The sequence below is a fragment of the Pseudomonas sp. PAMC 26793 genome (assembly GCF_000313235.1).
Classification (GTDB): domain Bacteria; phylum Pseudomonadota; class Gammaproteobacteria; order Pseudomonadales; family Pseudomonadaceae; genus Aquipseudomonas; species Aquipseudomonas yamanorum.
Genome location: NZ_AMXG01000009.1, coordinates 99117 through 116475, shown reverse-complemented (window position 1 = coordinate 116475; position 17359 = coordinate 99117). Strand labels below are relative to the sequence as shown.

Here is a 17359-nt window from a genome sequence, read left to right as displayed (position 1 = left end):
TGTGCTCTTGCTTTTGATTTTGATCTTAGGCGCCCCGTTAAACCACGCTGGCCGAACGCAGGCTTTGGAGCGTGGGTAACCCGGCAGGACGCCGGGTTAGCCGCGCTGGGCCAAGGATGGCCCATCGCGGCGGCCCACGGTCCAAAGCCGGAGTGAGGACACACCGAGCCTAGGCGAGGTGCCGAGTGGTGGGGCAAGAGCGTTTTGCTTACTTTTGCGCTTTTCAAAAGTGAGCCGCTGTAAGAGCGGAACCCATAGCAGCCGTAACCGAAGGAATGGATATGTACTCAACCAAACGAAGCCCAAAAGCATGAGCCTCCTGCCTTACGCCTGGGCCAAATCCCAACGAATCCTCCTTCACCCGGGACCCCAGGGCCCGACGCTGACCATCTGCCCCTCAACCCCCGGCTGGTCCATCAGCGAAGTCCACCGCCAGTTCGGCCAGACCCACCTCATCCAGGTGCGCGACGACGAACTCGACGGCCTCCTGGCCAGCGCCTACGCCGACACCGGCAGCGCCGCCGCCGTGGTGGGCGCCGCCGAAAACGAAGTCGACCTCGACCGCCTCATGCAAGACATCCCCGAAATCACCGACCTGCTCGACACCCAGGACGGCGCCCCGGTGATCCGCATGATCAACGCCTTGCTCACCCAGGCCGCCCGCGACGAAGCCAGTGACATCCACATCGAGCCTTATGAAACCCACTCCGTGGTGCGTTACCGCGTCGACGGCACCCTGCGCGATGTCGTGTCCCCGCGCAAAGCCCTGCACGGCGCCCTGGTCTCACGCATCAAGATCATGGCCCAACTCGACATCGCCGAAAAACGCCTGCCCCAGGACGGCCGCATCGCCCTGCGCGTCGCCGGTCGTCCCATCGACATCCGCGTCTCCACCGTGCCCACCGGACACGGCGAGCGCGTGGTGATGCGCCTGCTGGACAAACAAGCCGGCCGCCTGCAACTGGAAACCCTCGGCATGGACCCCGCCGTCCTGGGCAAACTCGACAGCCTGATCCGCCAACCCCACGGCATCGTGCTGGTCACCGGCCCCACCGGCAGCGGCAAGACCACCAGCCTTTACGCCGCCCTGGCCCGGCTGGATGCGAGCACCAGCAATATCCTGACCGTCGAAGACCCGGTGGAATACGACCTGCCGGGCATCAGCCAGATCCAGGTCAACGCCAAGATCGACATGACCTTCGCCCTGGCCCTGCGGGCGATCCTGCGCCAGGACCCGGACATCATCATGATCGGCGAAATCCGCGACCTGGAGACCGCGCAAATTGCTGTCCAGGCTTCCCTCACCGGCCACCTGGTGCTCGCCACCCTGCACACCAACGACGCCGTTTCGGCGGTCAACCGCCTGATCGACATGGGCGTCGAACCGTTCCTGCTGGCCTCTTCCCTGCTCGGCGTATTGGCCCAGCGCCTGGTGCGCCGGCTGTGCCCGCACTGCAAGCAGGAAGACCCGGCGGCGCCCGGCACCTGGCGGTCGGTCGGGTGTGCGCAGTGCAACCAGATCGGCTACAGCGGCCGTACCGGTATCCATGAGTTGTTCTGCATTGACGACGAGCTGCGCGGCCTGATCCACCAGGGCGCCGGCGAGCAGGACCTGAGAGCCGCCGCACGCCGCGCCGGCATGTTCAGCATGCGCGAAGACGGTGAGCGCTGGGTGCGCAGCGGCGCCACTGCCCCCGAAGAAATCCTGCGCGTAACACGGGACGCCTGATGAACCGATACCGCTACGAAGCCGCCGACGCCACCGGCAAGCTGGAGTCCGGGCACCTTGAGGCAGACAGCCAGAGCGGCGCCTTTGCCAACCTGCGCAGCCGGGGCCTGACGGCCTTGCAGGTGCAGATCGAGAACAACAACCCGCACGCCGGCGGCAGCAGCCGGTTCGGTGCCAAGCTCTCGGACAATGACCTGGCCTGGGCCACGCGCCAGCTGGCGAGCCTGCTCGGTGCGAGCTTGCCGCTGGAGGCCGCGTTGAGCGCTACGGTGGAGCAAGCCGAAAAAAAACACATCGCCCAGACCTTGAGCACGGTTCGCGCCGATGTGCGCAGCGGCATGCGCCTGGCCGATGCATTGGCCGCGCGGCCCCGGGATTTCCCGTCGATCTATCGGGCACTGATCGCGGCGGGGGAGGAGTCCGGCGACCTGGCGCAAGTCATGGAGCGCCTGGCCGACTACATCGAGGAACGCAACAACCTGCGGGGCAAGATCCTCACGGCGTTTATCTACCCGGGCGTGGTGGGGCTGGTGTCCATCGGCATCGTGATTTTCCTGCTCAGCTACGTGGTGCCCCAGGTGGTCAGTGCATTTTCCCAGGCCCGCCAGGACCTGCCGGGGCTGACGTTGGCGATGCTCAACGCCAGTGATTTTATCCGCGCCTGGGGCTGGCTGTGTTTTGCCGGTATCGTGGGTAGCTTCTGGAGCTGGCGCCTGTACCTGCGCAACCCCGTGGCGCGGTTGAACTGGCACAGCCGGGTGCTGCGCCTGCCGCTGATCGGGCGCTTTGTGCTGGGGCTCAACACCGCGCGTTTTGCCTCGACCCTGGCGATTCTCGGCGGGGCCGGTGTGCCGTTGCTGCGGGCGCTGGAAGCCGCGCGCCAGACCCTGTCCAACGACCGCCTGAGCCAGTGCGTCAGCGACGCCACCGCCAAGGTGCGCGAGGGTGTCAACCTGGCCCCGGCGCTGGCGGTGGAAAAGGTCTTTCCGCCGGTGCTGATCCACCTGATCGCCAGCGGCGAAAAAACCGGCTCCCTGCCGCCGATGCTCGAGCGTGCGGCGCAAACCCTGTCCCGGGATATCGAACGTCGGGCGATGGGCATGACGGCGTTGCTTGAACCCCTGATGATCGTGGTGATGGGCGCCGTTGTGTTGGTCATCGTCATGGCCGTGCTGCTGCCGATCATCGAAATCAACCAACTGGTGACCTGATTGCTGACAAAACGCGGTCAAAAATGTGGGAGCTGGCTTGCCTGCGATGGCGGTGTGTCAGTCGCCCAAGATGCAAGCTGACCCGCCGCCATCGCAGGCAAGCCAGCTCCCACATTTCAACTGCGTTTCTTCAAGTCTATTTTCGCGCGCCTGGCATGCGGGTCCCAACCTCGGGTTCCTCGTTCTGTCATTTTTCAACCCCTCGACACGGTCCGTGCCGCCTCCAGCCCGGCACTCGAAAGCCGCGCTGAAACCCCGCTGTCACCTTGCCCCCAAACCGTCCAAAAGCATGACCAAAACACCCGAGAATCTTTTTAAAAATCAAGCCGTTCCTCCCGAGGTTTTTTCCTTTAGCTGTCATCGGATGCTGCGAAATTTCATACCCATGGCCTCACCCCTGGGTACCCCCCGGAACACAGCCCGGGACCGAAGCCATAGCGTCATCTACCCCAACGTACAAACACGACGAAAGGAGCTTCTTCATGTTTAAGCGCAACGTTCTCGCGGTATCCATGACCCTCGCTGCACTGTGCTCGGCCCAGGCTGCCATGGCAGACATCAACGGCGGCGGCGCCACCCTGCCACAACCGCTGTACCAGACCTCCGGCGTATTGACTGCCGGTTTCGCCCCGTACATCGGTGTGGGCAGCGGCAAAGGCAAACTGGCGTTCCTGAACAACGACTACAGCCAGTTCGGCACCGGCACCAAGAACGTGCACTGGGCGGGCAGCGACTCCAAGCTGACCTCGACTGAACTGTCCACCTACGCCTCCACCAAACAAGCGGCCTGGGGCAAGCTGATTCAAGTGCCTTCGGTCGCCACTTCGGTTGCCATTCCATTCAACAAGGCCGGTACCAACGCGGTTGACCTGAGCGTTGATCAACTGTGCGGCGTGTTCTCGGGCCGCATCACCACCTGGGACCAACTCCCGGCTACTGGTCGCACTGGTAACATCGTGGTGGTTTACCGTAACGAAGCCAGTGGCACCACCGAGCTGTTCACCCGTTTCCTGGCGGCCAAGTGCGTCAATGAGTCCAAGAAGTTTGTGGTCACCACCAACTTTGCAGACAGCTTCGGCGTGCCGGCAGGTGCCGTGCCTGCCGTCACCAGCCAAGGCGTGATGGACGCGCTGAACGCCGGTGATGGTCGCATCACTTACATGAGCCCGGACTATGCCGCTCCTACCTTGGCCGGCCTGGATGACGCCACCAAAGTGGCCAAGGTCGCCGGTGTTTCTCCAGCCCCTGATAACGTTTCCGCTGCCATTGCTGCTGTGCCAGTACCGGCGGCTGCCAACGTCGCCAACCAGAACGCCTGGGTACCGGTGTTTGCTGCTGCCGCTGACGCCAATGACCCAAGCGTCGTGCCTTACCCAAGCACCGGCTATCCAATCCTGGGCTTCACTAACCTGATCTTCAGCCAGTGCTACGCCGACGCCACCCAAACCTCGCAAGTGCGTGCGTTCTTCACCCGTCACTACGGTGCCAGCGCCCTCAACACCAACGACAACGCCATCAAGGCCAACCGCTTCGTGCCGCTGCCAACGGCCTGGAAAGCCGCGATCACCAGCAACTTCGTCACCGCCACCAGCGCGCTGAGCATCGGCAAGTCTGATGTCTGCAACGCCATCGGTCGTCCGCTGTAAACCACGCTTTTACCGACCGGCAACACCCGATCAGCAACGGCCTGTGCCGTTGCTGATTTTTTGCGTTGGCGGCCGGGCTAGCAGCCTTACATGAACTTTCCATGACAGAAGTTCAGTCCCGCCCCTCGCCAACCGCCTAACTCCCATACGTGACGCACGTCGCCAGCTCCCCATGGGCACTAACAAAGAAGGAAGCTTCCTGATGGTCCGCTGCAAACCACCGGTCAACCTGAATGCCCAAGGCCCTGGCGGCCAGACGATCCTGCGCCTCAAGCCACTGGCCCACGCGATTGCCTTGTTCATGGTGGCAGGCAGCGCCCACGCGGCGACAGCGTTCAGCTCCGGCTGGTTTGCCGACAAGGGTGCCTCCCAGGCGGCGACCGCGGCTCGCCTCAGCGGGGCGCAGGTGCCGGGGATTCCGTCGTTGAATCAGCAGGCGCGGGCGAACCAGCAGCTGTCACGTTCCATCAGCACGCTCAACAACAGTGTCGCGGCGATTGCGGCCCAGCAGGCGGCACAGGCCGCTGGCCGGCAAGCGGCGTTCGGCCAGGTCTCGACGATTCCCGACGGCCTCGGCAAGGGCGGCTTGCAGGTGGACAACAGCCTGACCCAGGGCTGGACCAACGCCAAGGGCCCGACCCAAAGCCAATCCGGTGGCAAGACCACCGTCAGCATCGAGCAGACCGCCGACAAGGCGATCCTCAACTGGGAAACCTTCAACGTCGGGCGCAACACCAAGGTCGATTTCCAGCAGCAGTCGAATTGGGCGGTGCTCAACCGCGTCAATGATCCCAACGCGCGCCCCAGCGAAATCCAGGGCCAGATCAACGCCCCCGGCACCGTGATGATCATGAACCGTAACGGGGTGATCTTCAGCGGCAGCAGCCAGGTCAATGTGCGCAACCTGGTGGCGGCGGCTGCCACCATCAGCGATGACCAATTCACCCAGCGCGGGATTTACGTGGATGCCAACGGCACCCAGCCGACCTTCACTGACGCGGCGGGCAAGGTCGAGGTGCAGCGCGGCGCGTTGATCCAGACTCACAACCCGGCCACCTCCACCGACGCCGGTGGCTATGCCTTGCTGCTGGGCTCGGAAGTCGAGAACGCCGGCAGCATCATCACCGCCAAGGGCCAGGCCACCCTGGCCGCCGGCGACAGTTTTTATATCCGCAAGGGCGTCGGCACCACCGGCAACGACCGCTCCACCACCCGTGGCAATGAAGTGGCCACCGGCCTCAAGGCCGGCAGCACGTCGGGCAAGGTCAGCAACAGCGGCCTGATCATGGCGTCGACCGGCGACATCACCCTCACCGGGCACCAGGTGCAGCAGAACGGCGTGGCCCTGGCCAGCACCTCGGTGGATACCCGCGGCACGATTCACCTGCTCAACGCCGCCAGCGATGCCACCGGCAGCGTGACCCTGGGCGAGGGCAGCACCACGGCGATCCTGCTGGACGCCAGTGGCAGCACCGCCCTCAACAGCCAGAAGGACAATGGCCTGAGCAAGCTCGACGGCCTGCCCGCCAACCTGATCACCGGCCCGTTCAACAACCTCAGTGCAGTGGCCGACCGCACCGACCAATCGCGGATCGAGATCGTCAGCGGCGGCACCGTGGACTTCCAGAAAGGCTCGATCACCCTGGCCACCGGCGGCCAAGTGGCTGTCAGCGCCAGCCAACGCAGCCTGGTACGCGACGGCGCGATAATTGATGTGTCTGGCGCGATTGGCGTCAAGGTGGCGATGGAAGCCAACAACATCAAGATCAACGTGCAGGGCAACGAGCAGCGCGATGCGCCGGTCAACCGTGACGGCGGGCAATTGATCAACAACGACGTATGGGTCGACCTGCGGGACCTGGTGTTCGTCCCGGCCGGCACCAACGGCTATGCGACGGACCGCTGGTACACCGCTGGCGGGCTGCTGGAAGTCGGCGGTTACCTGGGCACCCAGGGCCACTCGATCGGCGAGTGGATGGCCCAGGGCGGCACCGTGACGTTCACCGGCAAGGACGTGGTGACCCAGCAGGGGGCCCAGGTCAATCTGTCGGGCGGTACCGTCGATGTGCAGGCCGGCTACATCCGCCAGACCTGGCTCAAGGGGCCTGACGGCCAGCTCTATGAACTGTCGAAAGCCCCTGCGGACATTCTCTACGCGGGGATCTACAAAGGCTTTGAAGACACCAGCGCCCGCTGGGGCCGCAGTGATTTCTACTACAACCCGCTGGTGGCCCAGCAAAGCCGCTACGAGGCGGGCTACACCGTGGGCCGCGACGCCGGCAAGCTGGTGGTGGGCACCACCAACGCGGTGCTGGAAGGCCAGTTGATCAGTGATGTATTCCAGGGCGATCGCCAGACCCAGGCCCCCACTATCAACCTTGATGGTTATCAGCAGTCACAGCAGGCCATGGCCCAGCGGGCGCAGTTGATCATTGGCCAGTACACGCCGGTCTACAACAAGGCCAACGGCACCTTGCGCTACGCCTTGACCCCGACCATCGACCAGGTGCTGATCGAGAGCGCCACGCAAAAAATCGCCGACGGCCTGGACCTGGCTACCGCGCTGCCGACCGAACGTCAGGGCAAACTGGTGCTCGACAGTGACCTGCTCAATGGTTACCGGTTGGGCGCGATCAAGGTCGGCGCCAAGCAGCAGATTGACGTCAATGGCGCACTCAAGGTGGCGGACGGCGGCGACATCACCCTGTTCGGCCCTGTGGTTTCAGTCAATGCCAACCTCACGGCCCACGGCGGCAGCATCAACGCGGGCAACCTGTTGAATCAGGTCGACCTCAATCGCTCCAATGTCGTCGGCGACGTGATTCTGCCGGGCACCGGGCGGCTCGATGTGGCCGCCGGGGTCAGGCTGGACAGTTCCGGGCGCTGGAATAATCTGGCGCTGGACCCATCGGCCACTGACGGGGTGGCGTATATCAACGGTGGCAAAGTGTCGTTGCGCAGCTCTGGGGACGTGAACCTCGCAGTGGGCAGCCGGGTGGACACGTCGTCCGGGGCAACCATCGGCCTGGATGGCAAAGTCCGGGGCGGCAAGGGCGGCGACGTGACCGTGGGCGCGCTGGGGGCTTTGGACCTGGGCGCTGAGATTCGCGGCTATGGCGTCAGCGCAGGCGGCACCTTGACCTTGCAGGCCAACCAGGTGCAGATCGGCGAGAGCCCGCAGGCGGCGGACGCCAAGACCTTGCAGTTGGCCGGGGATTTTTTCACCAAGGGTTTTTCGGCCTATGACATTACCGGCAACGAAGGGTTGCTGGTCACCGATGGCACTCAGGTTGATGTGAGCGTGCCGGCCTACCGGCTCTCGGAGCAGGCCGCCACGACGCCGGGCGGCGGCGATGCGGCCAGCGTCATGGAACGCTGGACCCCGCCGCTTTACCAGGAAGACCCCAGCAAGGGCGTTCTCACCCAACGGCGTGGCGCCAGCCTGACCCTTTCCGCCGGCCACCTGGAGTCGCCTGCGACGCAATTGCCGACAACGGCGCTGGACGTCGGCAAGGGCGCGGTGATCAGCGTCGACCCGGGCCAGTCGATCAATCTGCGCAGCATCGGCCAACTGACGGTCGACGGCACGCTCAATGCCTGGGGTGGCAGTGTCAACCTGACTGGCCTGACCACGCGGGCGTTCGAGCAAGCCAACGCGATTGGCCACGGCCGCTCCATCTGGCTGGGTGAAAACGCACTGATCGATGTCGCCGCCCGGGCCGCGACCGCCGTGGACAATCGCGGAAGCCAATACGGGCTGGTCCGCGACGGCGGCAAGATCAGCATCGGGGGCGAGGTCAACCTGAGCACCGGGACGGTCACGGCCAGTGACCTTTTTGTGGTGGTACGCGAGGGCGCCCGGCTGGACGCGTCGGGCACGCAAGCCGTATTGGATGTACCGGGGCAGGGCGCAACCCGGGTGGTCAGCAATGGCGGCAGCATCAGCCTGGCGTCCAACAATGGCTTGTACCTGGACGGCAGTCTGGTCGCCCGGGCCGGCGGTGCCGGCGCAGCGGGCGGCAGCCTGAACGTGGCGTTGGACAGCCCGTATTACACCAAGGGCGATGTCACGGACCGGGTACTCAAGGTGCGCGAACTGGTGCTCGGCCAGACCCATCAGGCCCACCCACTTGCCGGCACCGCCGCCGACGCAGCCGACAGCCTGGAATATGGCCATGCTCGCCTGGGCGTAGACCAGGTCAGTGCGGGCGGTTTCGACAACCTGGCGTTGATGAGCAACGGCCTGTTGAGTTTCGACGGCGATGTGTCCTTGGCCATGGGCCAGGGCCTGCGCCTGTATAGCGGTGCCTTCAACCTCAGTGAGGGCGCGGCGGCCAATGCCCGGGTGAATCTGTCGGCACCCTACCTGCTGCTGTCCGGCATGGATTCGCCGGCCCGGGAGTTCTACGTGAACCCGGTGTCGGTGTTGCCGTTACCATCGCTGCGCGCCACCGAGGCGCAGTTCAATGCCAGCGCCAGCTTGATCGATGTGCGCGGCAGCGTGTTGTTTGGCAGCAAGGGCAAACTGCGCCAGGCCGACGACAGCCTGGTGGGCCTTGAGCGTCGCGGCTTTGATCAGGTCAACCTGAGCAGCCAGGGCGATCTGCGCTTCCTGGCGGGCGCCAACCCGGACGGCGTGGCCTTGAAGGTCAGCACCCAGTTATTGACCCAGGGCGATATGACCTTGCGCGCGGCGCAGTTGTACCCGGCGACGGAGGTCGGTGCGCGGGTCATCGCGGGCTACTTGAGCGAATTCAACAGCCTCAACATCACGTTCGACCCGCTGCGTACCCTGACCATTGGCCGTACCGGCAGCGCGGATGCCGCGGTGCCTTACTCGGCATTCGGGCGCCTGCAACTGGGCGCCGCGACGGTGCGGCAGGGCGGCGTGGTACGGGCGCCCCTGGGGTTGATCGATATCGGCACCATGGGCAGCAGCCAGGTGCAATTGCTGCCGGGCAGCGTGACCTCGGTGAGTGGCAAAGGCCTTGTGCTGCCGTATGGCGGCACCCTGGATGGCCAGGTCTACACGTACAACGGGAAGACCGTGACGTTTGTCGGTCAGGGCGGGCTGGTCAACCAGAACGCGGAACTCAGCGTCGGGGTGATGCTCGGCGGCCAGTCGGTGCAGGTGCAGCCTGAGGCTACCCTGGACCTGTCCGGCGGTGGCGAGTTGCTGGGGGCCGGGTTCGTCTCCGGGCGTGGCGGTTCTACGGATGCGCGCTACAGCCCGTTGGTGCAGTTGGGTGCCAATGGCGGTTTTGTGTTGCCGGGCCTGGGCACCAACCCGATTTACGCCATCGTGCCCTGCGTGCAGCCCGGCGCGGCGCCGGTGGCGCCGGAGAAGGGGGCGGTCGATCCGTTAGTGGGCCAGCAGGTCACCATCGGCGCCGGAGTGCCGGGGCTGCCGGCGGGCACGTATACCCTGATGCCGTCCACCTACGCCTTGTTGCCCGGTGCTTTCCGCGTCGAGATCAACGGCCTGGCCGGGCTCGGCAGTGATACCGCCACCCAACGGATGCGCAATGGCTCCTGGTCCACCGCCGGGCGCTTGTCCATCGCCAACACCGGGATCAGCAACAGCGTCGCCAGCCAGTTGATTTTGACCTCGGCCGATACCTTGCGCCGCTATTCCCAATACAACGAAACCAGCTACGCACAGTTCGCAATCGCCGACGCCGCGAAACAGGGGGTGCCACGCCCGATGCTCGCCGTCGACGCCAAGACCCTGAAACTGGCCTTGCGGCCCGGGGGCGGCGCTGATGGGTTTTCGTTCCAGGGCATAGGCCGTTTTGAGGCGGCGGCGGGTGGCTACGGTGGCGCCGTGGCGGTGATTGATCCAAGCAAACGCGGTATTGAAGTCGTCGCGGCGGGCAGCTCCGCAACCACCGGCTTCAGCGGTATTACCTTCAGCGAAGACAGCCTCAACGCCCTCGGGGCCTCGCGCCTGATGGTGGGGGGCATGACGGCGGTGCAGTATGGCCAGTCCGGCAACTACATCGTTCTGGCAGGCGGTACCAATCAGGCCGACAGCGCAATCACGCTACGGGAAGGCGTGACGCTCGCCGCGCCGGAAGTTTTTCTGTTGAGCGACACGAAAGCGATCGTTCTGGAGCAAGGGGCGTCCATCAACACCATCGGCCGTGGCCAGGCCAGCTACGATGCCCGCGATGGGTTTATCTACAAGGTCACCAATATGCTGGCGGTGTCCAACGGCTTGCTCAATGTCATTTCATCCGGTTCGGCGTTTCCCAGCGGCGGGATCAGGGTTGGGGTGTGTGACACGGGGGTGTGCAGCGGGCAAACCGGGCTGTACTCCGAAGGCAGTATCGTGGCGCTGACCAACAATACCTTCCAGCTCGGCGACCAGGTGCGCTACGGCACCCGCCACCTCAACCTGGGGGTCAACACCATTAACCTGGGCAGCGTGGAAGCCCTGGCTGCTGCCGCTGCGGCCAATCAGTTACCCGCCGGCCTGACACTCACCCAGGCGCTTCTGGATCGCCTGCTCAAGGGGGATACCCAGTTCGGTGCGCCGGCTCTGGAAACCCTGCAGCTCTCGGCGCGGGACAGTTTCAACTTCTACGGCAGTACCTCCCTGGACACCTATGACCCACTGACGGGTAAATCGCGTCTGAGCAACCTGATGCTTTCCACCCCGGCGATCTACGGTGCCGGTGGCGCTGGCGACGTGGCCAGCATTCATACCGCCAACCTGATCTGGCAGGGCGCGACCCCACCACCGGGTAGCGTGATAGGCGGCGGGGCGGGCACTGGCAGCGGGCGCCTGGATATCAACGCCGAGCGTATTGAGTTCGGCTACGGCGCCTTTGCCCAGACCAATACCGTGAGCAGTTTCGACCGCCTGGCTTTGGGCTTTGCCAGCGTGAATCTCAATGCCAGCGAGCGCATTACTGCCAACCACAAGGGCAGCCTCTCGGTGTATCAGAGCCAGGGCGCCTATGACCCGGTGAAGGGCTTCCAGTACAGCGGTGGCGACCTGAATATCATCACGCCGCTGATGACCGGCGAAGCCGGTTCGGTGAACCGCATCACCGCAGGTGGGGCGATTGATCTTGCAGCGTCCACGGGCGTGCGGGGCAAGGCCAACGGCCAGGGCGCCGAACTGTCCCTGCAAGGCGACAGCATTCGCCTGGCCACGGCGGTGGTATTGCCCAGCGGCAAGGTCAGCCTGGGGGCCCGGGGCGATGTGGTGTTGACCGACGCGGCCATGGTCGATGTGGCCGGTCGCGCCATCGTGTTCAACGATGTGACCCAGTACGGCGCGGGCGGCACTGTGCTGCTGGACAGCGGCAGCGGCAATATCCTGCAGGCCGCCGGCTCGACCATCGACCTCTCCGCCAAAAACAACCAGGCCGGCAAACTGCGGGCGGTTGCGGTGGACGCGGCGGGCGGTATCGTCGACCTGCAAGGCACGATCCTCGCCGGCAGCAGTGGCTATTACGATGCGGGCGGGACCACGATGCCTTATGCGGCCGGCACTGTGGAAATCCAGGCCCAGCGCCTGGGCAGCAGCGGTTCCCTGGACCAGCAGTTTGCCGACCTCAACCAGCGCCTGAATCAAGGCCAGGTGTTCGGCACACGCAGCTTCCAGCTCAAGCAGGGCGACTTGACCATCGGCAATGGCCTCAAGGCCGGCACCCTTAACGTCTCCGTGGACAATGGCAGCCTGCGGGTCACCGGCCTGGTGGATGCCAGTGGCGAGCGCGTCGGCAGCATCAACCTGGCCGCCAAGCACGGCCTGACCCTGGACGGCGGCGCGGTACTCGACGCCCATGGCAGCCAGCTGCGGGTGGACAGCTACGGCAAGATCATCGACTCGCCCAACCGGGCCATGGTGGTGCTCGGCTCCGGCACCGGCCAGTTGACCCTGGCCGATGGCGCACGCATCGACCTGCGTCACGGCACCGAGGCGGTCCAGGGCAATGACGGGCGCAACCGCGGCACCCTCGAACTGAATGCACCACGGCTGATCAACGCCGATGGCTCCAGCAACGACATCAACATTGATGCCCATGGCCGCCTGACGATCCAGGGCGCGCGTTCGATCGCCCTCAACGGCATGATCAGTTACGACGATGCGCCACTCGTTACCGACCCGACGGCCAGCGGGCGGCCTTACCAGCAGATCGACCAGGCCTACCTGGATGGCAAGCATGTGCTGAGCACGGCCTTTATCAACGGTGCATTGCTCAACCAGAACCTGCTGCAAAACAAACTTGCCGGGCTTAACAATTCAACCTATGCCGATGCCTTCCACCTGCGGCCCGGGGTGGAAATCGTCAGCAAGACCTCGGACGGTGACCTGGTGGTGCAGGGCGATCTGGACCTGTCCGGCTATCGCTACGCCAGCCTCAACCCCAACAGCCAGAAAACCTCGGTGTATGGCTCCGGTGAGTCGGGCAGCCTGACTCTGCGCGCCGGTGGCGACCTGAACATTTACGGCAGCATCAACGATGGTTTTGCGCCGCCGCCACAGACCGTCGATGACAAGGGCTGGGTGTTGTTGCCGGGCATCGACTTTACCGGCGGCACGATCATCGTGCCGGGTAACGGCATCACCCTGGCGGACGGCACGACTTTCCCGGCGGGCACCGTGCTCAACTACGACCTGCCGATCAAGGCCGTGGGCGTGGCCGCCGGTACGCGCTTGCCGACCCGGGCGACGCTGAACCAGGACCTGACGCTGCCTGCCGGTACGGTGCTGGCCGCAGCGGTGTTCGACAGCGCCGGCAATCTGCTGTTTGCAGCCGGCACGTTATTGAGCCAGGCACACACCCTGGCGGCCGGCTCGCAGCTGGACGCCGGCAGCCTGCTGACCCAAAACACCCAGCTCAGGGCGCTGACCTGGCCCAAAGGTGTGCCGTTGCCGACGAATTCTCAGGCGATCAACCCATCGTTCAACGTCGTGACGCTCAATGGCGACATGCCGCTGTCGCGCGGCGCGTTGATTCCTTCCGGCACCAACGTCAAGTTGCCGGGCGGGGCTGAGTCGGTGGCGTTGCGCCCGGAAGTGGCGGGGCGCCAGGGCAAACTGTGGGCTCTCTCGCCGATGCTGGCCGAAGGTTCGCAATCCTGGTCGCTGCGGTTGGTGGCAGGCGCCGACACCGAGGCGGCCGACAACCGTATCCTGCAAGCCCATCCGCGCAGCGGCGACCTGCGTTTGGCCGACAGCCACTACGGCATGTTTGCCAAGGAAATGCCCGCCAAGGGCAAGTTGACCTGGACCGCCTTTGCGGTGGAGGACTTTGCGGCCAATGGGGTGGTGGTCAAGGAAGGCGATCCGATCGACCAAAAGACCCTGGACGATTTCGGGCTGGGTTCGATTGATGATTTCTGTGCAGGCAACCCGGCGTACTGCGCAGTGAAAGTGGGCTATGTCTGGACCGAATTCGGCGCCAAGGACCTGGCGGACAACGGGATTATCGTCACCGTCGGAACGCCGATCGAGCAAAGCATCCTGGACCAGTTCGGTATCCCTTCCATCGATGAGTTCTGTGCAAGCTCGCCCGCCTACTGCCTGGCCCAGAGCGGCAAAGAGTATGCGGCGACCCCGTCCAGCAGCCGTTTCAGTGTGATTCGCACCGGCACGGGCGACCTCGAACTGCTGAGTGCCGGCAACTTGAGCATGGACTCCCTGTACGGGGTCTACACCGCCGGTACATCGTCCACCGCAACCGGTGCCGGTGACCCCTACAACCAGCCCAAGGCCCTGAACAGCGGCAAGACGGTGCTCAACGATACCAACAGTTATTTTGAACAGTTCGTCAATGGCTCATCTGACAGTCTGTACCGTGCCTGGTACCCGGAGGCGGGCGGTAACCTGAGCGTGAACGTGGGGGGCAACCTGACCGGGAATATCCTGGGCGGCGTCTTCAATCCCAGTCGGCCCAACCCCTTGGATAACGGTATCGACTCCGCCGATGTGGCCAACTGGCTGTGGCGCCAGGGCAGCGGCACGGTGAACACCGGTGGGCAGGCGCAGCCGACGGCCTGGTGGATCAATTTCGGTAGCTATACCGCCAATGCCTCCAAGGCTGATGCGTTTGTCGGGTTTACCGGTTTCGGCACCCTCGGCGGCGGTAACGTGGATGTACAGGTAGGCGGTGATGCCGGTGTGCTTCGGCGCATGGACGGCAATCAAATGTCGGCCTCTGCCAACCCGCGCAGCCAAGGGCTGGTGCTGGCGGTTGGCAGCACCGGGCGGGTTGCCGCTGATGGCAGCCTGCAGTTGACGGGTGGTGGTGATTTGCGGGTGCGTATCGGTGGCGCCCTGAACCCTGGCAGCGTGGTTGATGTAAACGATCAGAACGGCCAGTTGGTGAATATCCGGGGCAATGCCCAACTGCAAAGTGGTACCACGGGCAGGATCGACCTGACCTACGGCAGTAACAGCTCTGAGCAGAGCCCCGGCGAAACCCGTGCATTCGATCCGTTCCAGGCGACCCGTGGCCGGGCAGTGGGTGGCATCACCCTGGTGCCGGGTGATGCCACCTTCAACCTGGCGACTTTGGGTGATCTGGTGCTGCAGGACGTGATCGATCCGGGCCGTGTCGTCCTGCTGAACAACTCATCGTTTACCCGTGGCGGGACGAGTGGGACCGGCGAAAGTTGGTTCTCATTGTGGACCGGGCACACGGCAATCGACCTGTTTTCGGCGGGGGGCAATTTGACGCCAGCTGTCTCCGCCGCAGCGTCCGACCTGGCAACTGTTTACCCATCGATCGTTCGAGCGACGGCGGCTGGCGGCAGTATTTATTACGGAAACGCCGTCCTGGGGTCCCAAGCCGATACGAGTCCGATAAATGCCTTGGTGCTCGCCCCAGGTGCCAGCAGCCAGTTGCAATTCCTGGCCCATGACTCGATTTATGCGGGCGGTATGTTTGTCACGCCTTCCGGGGCCGACCCCAGCATCATGGCCACACCTTGGCGGCCGGCGTTCGTTGGGACCATTGATGGTCAGGTGGTTGTCGATGGCAACAATCTGTCGGAAAACGGCAGCTCGCCGGGTTCCATTCCGCGGCCTTTGTTTGCCTTTGGCTCCGCCACGGCGTCGGCAGCGGCTTATGCGCCAGCGCAGCCGTCGCGGTTCTATGCCTTGACCGGCGATCTGGTGGGCGTCAGCAGTGGACGGATCCTGACGTTTGATGCGTCCCCCTCGTACTTGCATTCGGGGCAGACCTGGTACGAAGGCAACGGGCCGGTGTGGATGATGGCCGGGCGAGATATTGTCAGCAGCGGTAGTCGGTTTAATACCGCCAGTGTCCTCGGTAGAGAAAACTCGACCGGCAACCTGTTCATCCACAACAACCCCGACGACATCTCCATCGTCTCCGCCGGGCGCGACATTCTGTACAGCAACTTCCAGGTTGCCGGCCCCGGTCTGCTGGAGGTGACGGCGGGCGGTAATATCCTGATGTCCGGGCGTGACCCGTCCAAGGGGGGCGAAGTCAGCATCACCAGCCTGGGCCCGGTGGTCGCGGGCGACAACCGCCCTGGCGCAGGCATCGTCATGCAAGCTGGCGTCGGCCCCAACGGCCCGGATTACCGGCGCTTTGTCGAGGCCTACCTGGACCCGGTCAACCTCGTCCAGCCAGGCGAACCCCTGTCGATCCAGGGTGGCAAGGTTGCCAAGACCTACGAAAACGAACTGGTCACCTGGCTCGCCGAGCGCTTCGGTTTCGTCGGCAGCAGCGAGCAGGCCCGTGCGGTTTATGCGGCACTGCCTGCCGAGCAGCAACGAGTGTTCGCCCGTGATGTTTACTTCGCTGAACTCAAGGCCGCCGGCCGTGAGTACAACGCAGTGGGCGGCGTGCGCCAGGGCAGCTATGTACGGGGGCGGGCGGCGATTGCCGCGCTGTTCCCGGACAAGGACGTGGCCGGCAACCCGATCACCTACAAGGGCGATATCACGCTGTTCGGCGGCTCCGGCGTGCACACCAATTTCGGCGGCTCGATCCAGATGCTGACCCCGGGCGGCGGGCAGACCTTCGGCGTCGAAGGCGCGGCACCGCCGTCCACGGCGGGTGTAATCACCCAGGGCGCCGGCGATATCCAGTTGTATTCCATGGGCAGCATCCTGCTGGGCCAAAGCCGCATCATGACCACCTTCGGCGGCTCGATCATGGGCTGGTCCGGCGAGGGCGACATCAATGCCGGTCGCGGTTCCAAGACCACCGTGGTGTACACGCCGCCCAAGCGTGTCTATGACAACTGGGGCAACGTCACGCTGTCGCCAGCGGTGCCGAGCACCGGGGCGGGGATTGCGACGTTGAATCCGATTCCTGAAGTGCCGGCTGGCGACATCGACCTGATCGCCCCGCTGGGCACCATCGATGCGGGCGAGGCGGGGATTCGGGTCTCCGGCAACATCAACATCGCCGCATTGCGGGTGGTGAACGCGGCGAACATCCAGACCCAGGGCAAGTCGTCCGGGGTGCCGGTGTCGGCAGCGGTGAACACCGGGGCCATGACCTCGGCGAGCGCGGCCGGTGCGGCGGCGTCCCAGGCGGCGGAAGATGCCGCCCGCAGCCAGCAGGCGGCGGCCAAACAGGGCCGGGCGTCGATTGTCACGGTGGAGGTGTTGAGCTTTGGCAGCGAGCCGGTGCAGCGCAAATCGGAGGACGGCCAGAAGACCTCGGGCTACAACCCCAACAGCCCGGTGCAGGTGCTCGGCGCCGGGCCGTTGAGTGACCAGGCACGGGCGCGGTTGACGGATGAGGAGCGTCAGCAGATCAGTTTGTAGTGTTAGA

The 17359-nt window shown here is 64.6% G+C and carries 4 protein-coding genes; all 4 read left to right on the top strand.

Going from position 1 to position 17359, the window contains the following annotated elements:
* The first annotated feature begins 310 nt into the window (after positions 1-310).
* Positions 311-1729, top strand: coding sequence for a type II secretion system ATPase GspE (gene gspE, locus D109_RS0101465; RefSeq protein ID WP_017475324.1), 1419 nt, complete (start codon positions 311-313; stop codon positions 1727-1729).
* Positions 1729-2940 (top strand): type II secretion system inner membrane protein GspF, encoded by a 1212-nt coding sequence (gene gspF, locus D109_RS0101460; protein ID WP_017475323.1) that lies wholly within the window; start codon positions 1729-1731, stop codon positions 2938-2940. Before gspE ends, gspF begins: the two co-directional genes overlap by 1 nt.
* Before the next feature lie 482 nt (positions 2941-3422).
* Positions 3423-4586, top strand: coding sequence for a substrate-binding domain-containing protein (locus D109_RS0101455; RefSeq protein ID WP_017475322.1), 1164 nt, complete (start codon positions 3423-3425; stop codon positions 4584-4586).
* A 202-nt stretch (positions 4587-4788) separates the two neighbouring features.
* Positions 4789-17352 (top strand): filamentous hemagglutinin family protein, encoded by a 12564-nt coding sequence (locus tag D109_RS0101450; RefSeq protein WP_017475321.1) that lies wholly within the window; start codon positions 4789-4791, stop codon positions 17350-17352.
* Positions 17353-17359 lie beyond the last annotated feature (7 nt).

Bases quoted from the DNA above. Each gene is read 5' to 3' on its own strand.
- gspE (WP_017475324.1), top strand. From the start codon at position 311: ATGAGCCTCCTGCCTTACGCCTGGGCCAAATCCCAACGAATCCTCCTT.
- gspF (WP_017475323.1), top strand. From the start codon at position 1,729: ATGAACCGATACCGCTACGAAGCCGCCGACGCCACCGGCAAGCTGGAG.
- D109_RS0101455 (WP_017475322.1), top strand. From the start codon at position 3,423: ATGTTTAAGCGCAACGTTCTCGCGGTATCCATGACCCTCGCTGCACTG.
- D109_RS0101450 (WP_017475321.1), top strand. From the start codon at position 4,789: ATGGTCCGCTGCAAACCACCGGTCAACCTGAATGCCCAAGGCCCTGGC.